This window comes from Escherichia sp. R1, from assembly GCF_003000935.1.
GTDB lineage: Bacteria > Pseudomonadota > Gammaproteobacteria > Enterobacterales > Enterobacteriaceae > Escherichia > Escherichia coli.
In genome coordinates, this window is the sequence record NZ_PSRU01000071.1 from 1 (window position 1) to 1,306 (window position 1,306).

Genomic DNA, 1,306 nt, shown 5'->3' on the forward strand with positions numbered 1-1,306 from the left:
GGCCAGGCCTCAGCATTTTATTATGGTGATCCCCTGGGCGAAATGCGCCTGGTAAGCAGAGTTTTTGAAATGTAAGGCCTTTGAATAAGACAAAAGGCTGCCTCATCGCTAACTTTGCAACAGTGCCCAGGGAAGTACCGGCCATTACGCAGTGTCGATATCGAATCGTACAAACAACAGCCTTAGCGTGGGATATTTTCCTTTTTCTAGGCGGACCCCATTCAGGATCTGAGAGGAAATAAAAGCGAGAAGAAACCAATGTACGTCTCTCATACACGCTCGTAAGCGGCCCTCACGGCCCGCTAACGCGGAGATACGCCCCGACTGCGGGTAAACCCTTGTCGGGACCACTCCGACCGCGCACAGAGGCATTTTCATCGCTGACAGGCCACATGGCCTCGCAGGGCCGGAGTGGGACTGGTGATATTCGGACGACCGTACCGGCTTACGCCGGGCTTTGGCGGTTTTACACCTGTGTTACATGTAACCTCCGTATGCCGCCTTACATGCGCTGACGCGCATTATTTGCCTTGTTTCGTCTGAAAGTAATCACTATGATTAAATATGATTAACAACTAATCGGATATGCAAATGAAAAACAATACCGCACAGGCAACAAAAGTCATTACCGCGCATGTGCCATTACCTATGGCTGATAAAGTCGACCAGATGGCCGCCAGGCTGGAACGCTCCCGGGGCTGGGTTATCAAACAGGCGCTTTCTGCATGGCTTGCCCAGGAGGAGGAGCGTAATCGCCTGACGCTGGAAGCCCTGGACGATGTGACATCCGGACAGGTTATCGACCATCAGGCTGTACAGGCCTGGGCGGACAGCCTCAGTACTGACAATCCGTTACCGGTGCCACGCTGATGGAACTGAAGTGGACCAGTAAGGCGCTTTCTGATTTGGCGCGGTTATATGATTTTCTGGTGCTGGCCAGTAAACCTGCGGCCGCCAGAACGGTGCAATCCCTGACACAGGCACCGGTCATTCTGTTAACTCATCCACGTATGGGAGAACAGTTGTTTCAGTTTGAACCCAGGGAGGTCAGACGGATTTTTGCTGGCGAGTACGAAATCCGTTACGAACTTAATGGCCAGACTATTTATGTATTGCGCCTGTGGCACACACGAGAAAACAGGTAGATTGTGTGTGGGGACAACTTAACATAGCCTGCAGGGTAATGACTCCAACTTATTGATAGTGTTTTATGTTCAGATAATGCCCGATGACTTTGTCATGCAGCTCCACCGATTTTGAGAACGACAGCGACTTCCGTCCCAGCCGTGCCAGGTGCTGCCTCAGA

Annotated in this window: 3 protein-coding genes and 1 pseudogene; 3 read left to right on the plus strand and 1 reads right to left on the minus strand. The window is 51.7% G+C overall.

Annotated elements, in window-relative coordinates; genetic code table 11:
* The 3 genes and pseudogenes from C4F37_RS27060 to C4F37_RS27075 all read left to right on the plus strand — a co-directional run.
* Positions 1–75: pseudogene (locus tag C4F37_RS27060) on the plus strand (IS6 family transposase); the annotation flags it as partial.
* A gap of 510 nt (positions 76–585) precedes the next feature.
* Positions 586–870: a CopG family ribbon-helix-helix protein gene (locus C4F37_RS27070; protein ID WP_001178089.1), complete on the plus strand. Its 285-nt coding sequence runs from the start codon at positions 586–588 to the stop codon at positions 868–870.
* A complete protein-coding gene (locus C4F37_RS27075; RefSeq protein ID WP_000421257.1) occupies positions 870–1,145 on the plus strand; it encodes a type II toxin-antitoxin system RelE/ParE family toxin in 276 nt (91 codons plus the stop codon). The genes C4F37_RS27070 and C4F37_RS27075 overlap by 1 nt, the downstream gene beginning before the upstream one ends.
* Before the next feature lie 49 nt (positions 1,146–1,194).
* Here the strand turns inward: C4F37_RS27075 and C4F37_RS27080 are convergent.
* The coding region (locus C4F37_RS27080) for an IS1 family transposase (protein WP_001691633.1) at positions 1,195–1,306 on the minus strand (112 nt) is incomplete at its 5' end.